Origin of the sequence: Nostoc sp. 106C, from assembly GCF_002154725.1 — a bacterium.
Taxonomy (GTDB): Bacteria; Cyanobacteriota; Cyanobacteriia; order Cyanobacteriales; family Nostocaceae; genus Aulosira.
The window spans coordinates 1-1,209 of record NZ_MTAW01000208.1 but is presented as its reverse complement, the minus strand read 5'-3'; the positions used below and the strand labels follow the sequence as shown (position 1 = coordinate 1,209).

Annotated in this window: 1 protein-coding gene; it reads right to left on the bottom strand. The window is 41.1% G+C overall.

The genetic code is table 11. The features are described 5' to 3' along the window. Positions 1 to 20 precede the first annotated feature (20 nt). Positions 21 to 1,090 (bottom strand): ISKra4 family transposase gene (locus tag BV375_RS31210; RefSeq protein ID WP_143842267.1). Its coding sequence is split into 2 segments (ribosomal slippage): positions 21 to 934 and positions 934 to 1,090, totalling 1,071 coding nucleotides; the frame shifts between segments, so codons are not numbered across the junction. Between the last annotated feature and the right edge of the window lie 119 nt (positions 1,091 to 1,209).

Sequence of the window (1,209 nt, the reverse complement as noted above, 5' to 3'; positions counted from 1 at the left end):
GGGAGCATCCCAGTTTTTATTTAGCGAGCAAAGATTAATTCATTCAGGTAAGCACAACGGTGAGCAATGACTTGAGGAACATTCTCAATTTTCCATTGTGCGCCAGAAATTTTAGTGCGACGATCTATTTGCTTAACGGTAGATTCAATCGCACCGGAACCAATCGAACAAATTTGCTCAGCTTGGTAATATTGGTAATTGACGATGCGGTGTCTATGCTTCTCAAGGTAAATGCAGAAATTCTCAGCTTGTTTGAGTGTGCAGTCAGTAAAACATGCGATCGCATCATCTACTTTTCCTTCCCACAGAAGCCCTTTGACTTTGTTTATTCTTTGCATCGAACCACCAACTTTATAAAGGTTTTCCATTAGATGGAACCAGTCAAGTATTTCGCGTCGTTCTTGTTCGGGTTTAAACTCGCGGACAATATTCCAGATGCCATCATGTCCATCTCCGATACATGTCAGGGTCAAAGCCAAAGGTTGACTGTTGACCCAATCAATCACGAGATTATTTTCCTGGAATGAAGCAGCGATCGCTTGTAAATTGTGTAAGCGAACTGCTTTATAACCTTTCCAGTCACATTGCTGACCAATTGGTGTACGTATGCGGATATTTCCCCCGTCAACACTCAACTCCTCAACTGTTGATTCTGTTTGCGGGAATTCAAAATTTTGGCGATGCACAAGTCGTTGTTGCACAGTTTTAGGAACTTCTATCCCGGTCGCATATTTTACGTCTTCTGCTGCACGTTCGTATGATACCGAAGCGCTCGCTCTTAGGCAACACGCTTCTAAATATGGGCTTAATTGACTATGTGGTCTGATTTCTAGTTTTTTTGCTTGAGAACTTGTAACTGTTAGCTTTCCAATAATGCTTTTTATTTCTCGTTTATGTCCTGTGTTTTCTCCTGTGACATTTCTGATAAAAAAACCCCTACGCTCGGCATTACATATTCTTGCATTTGATTGCGTACTACGGATTCTATCTTGCCTAAGCTTGTCAGTTCCTCTACTGGAGCGTTTTTGTAGAGTATTTTCGCGATCGCATTAGCATGTTCGATTAAAAGTTGCTTTTCTTCTTCTGTCATAATGACTCCTGTTGATTGCGATCGCTTCGCGCATACACTTTATGCTTATCGCGTCTACCCCTTTAATTTCTCATGATTTATTTATCTATTTCAGGAGAATAAAAACTGGGATGCACCCC